The sequence below is a fragment of the Protofrankia sp. Cr1 genome, assembly GCF_963555865.1.
Classification (GTDB): domain Bacteria; phylum Actinomycetota; class Actinomycetes; order Frankiales; family Frankiaceae; genus Protofrankia.
On record NZ_CAUVXO010000060.1, the window covers coordinates 15036 to 17171 of the forward strand.

Genomic DNA, 2136 nt, shown 5'->3' on the forward strand with positions numbered 1-2136 from the left:
GGGCCCGGATCCGGCGTATCGACACGGCCGCGGCCCGGCGCATACCGGGCGTGGCGGCGGTCGTGACCGCGGCGGACGTACCGGGCCGGGCGACCTACGGCCTGATCGTCGCAGATCAGCCGGTGTTCGCCGGCGATGTCGTGCGCTACCAGGGTGAGCCGGTTGCCGCGGTCGCGGCGCGCGACGCCCGCACCGCCGCTCGGGCGCTCGCCGCCATCGACGTCGACTATGAGCCCCTACCGCCGGTGACCGATCCCGAGTGGATCGTGGACGCCGGCGGTGACGCCGATCCGTTGCATCCCGACGGCAACATCTTCCGCGAGATCCATCTGCGGCACGGTGACCCGGACACCCGTGGCGAGGTCGAGGTCAGCGACTCCTACGTGGTGGGCATGCAGGACCAGGCCTTCCTCGGCTGCGAGGCCGCGCTGGTGGTGCCGGCGGCGGACGGCGGTGTCGACATGCGGGTCGCCACCCAGTGGCTGCACTCCGATCGCGAGCAGGTCGCGGCATGTCTGGGCATCCCCGAGTACCGGGTACGGCTCACCCTCGCCGGGGTCGGCGGAGCGTTCGGTGGACGCGAGGACATCACCCTGCAGATCCACGGCGCGCTGTTGGCACGGGTCACCGGGCAGCCGGTGCGGATCCGCTACGACCGGGTCGAGTCGTTCCTCGGCCATCCGCACCGGCATCCGGCTCGGCTGTGGTTCCGTCACACCGCGTCGGGCGCCGGGCAGCTCGTCAGCGTCCACGCGCGTGTGATCATGGATGGTGGGGCGTACGCGTCATCGTCCCCGGCGGTGCTGACCAACGCGGTGACGCACGCGGCAGGGCCCTACCGGGTTCCCCACGCCATGGTGGACGGCTGGGTGGTGCGGACGAACAATCCGCCGTGCGGGGCGATGCGCGGCTTCGGGGTTCCCCAGGTGGCGTTCGGGCACGAGGCGCAGATGGACCGGCTCGCGGACGCCCTGGGCATGGACCCGGTGGAACTGCGTCGCCGCAACGCCCTCGAACCCGGGGATGTGCTGCCCACCGGCCAGATCGTGGCTGCCCCGATGCCGTCGCGGGAGGCGATCGCGACGGTCGCGGCCCGTCCGCTGCCACCACCGGTGTCAGACCGCACCCCGGTGACGTCGCTGCCGGGCGGGCGGCTGGCCGGGTCCGAGCCGAGCCGGATCCGCCGTGGTGTCGGCTACGCCCTGGCCTACAAAAACCTGCTGTTCTCCGAGGGTTTCGACGACTTCGCGACCGCCCGGGTGCGCCTGGAGCTCGGGCCGGACGGCACACCGCGGGTCGTCGTGCACAGCGCGTGCGCGGAGGTCGGCCAGGGTTTCGTGACGATCGCCGGGCAGATCGCGCGGACCGAACTCGGGGTGGACCAGGTACTGCTCGCCCCGGCGGACACCGCCGTCGGCAGTGCCGGGTCGACCAGCGCATCCCGCCAGACGTGGATGAGTGGTGGGGCCGTGCGTGCCGCCGCCGTCGCGGTGGCCGCGCAGCTGCTGGCGCGGGTGGCCGGCCGGCTGGGCCTGCTCGGCGAGGTGGTCGCGCAGCCGCGGCGGGTACTGACGCTCGTCGGCGGTGAGATCGTCGCCAGCGAGGTCGGGGTGCGGATGTCGGTTGCCGAGGCGCTCGCCGCCGACGGACCGGTCGAGGCCGTGGAGGTCTTCCGCCACCGGCGGACCCAGCCGCTGGGCCCGGACGGCCAGGGCGACGTACACGTGGCGTTCGCCGTGGCGGCGCACCGCGCGGTCGTGGACGTGGATGTGGACCTTGGTCTGGTGCGGGTGGTGTCGATGGCGCTCGCCCAGGATGTCGGCATGGTGCTCAACCCGATGGCGCTGCGGGGGCAGGTGGAGGGCGGCACCGCCCAGGGGCTCGGGCTCGCGCTCATGGAGGAGCTCGTGGTCGAGGGCGGAGTGGTGCGCAACCCCACGTTCCACGACTACGTCCTGCCCACCACCGCCGACATCCCGGCGCTGGACTTCGTGGCGCTTACCTACCCGCAGCCCGGCTCGCCCTACGGCGTCAAGGGGGTGGGGGAGGCGCCGACCTGTTCGGCGACCCCGGCGGTGGTGGCGGCGGTCCGGGCCGCGATCGGCCGTGACCTGCGCCGGGTACCGATCCGTCCCG

The 2136-nt window shown here is 73.5% G+C and carries 1 protein-coding gene; it reads left to right on the forward strand.

Translation table 11 applies throughout. From position 1 onward, the window contains the following. Positions 1 to 2136, forward strand: a 2136-nt coding sequence (gene pucD / locus U9980_RS08000) for a xanthine dehydrogenase subunit D (protein ID WP_322767357.1), incomplete at both ends; no start/stop codon positions are given.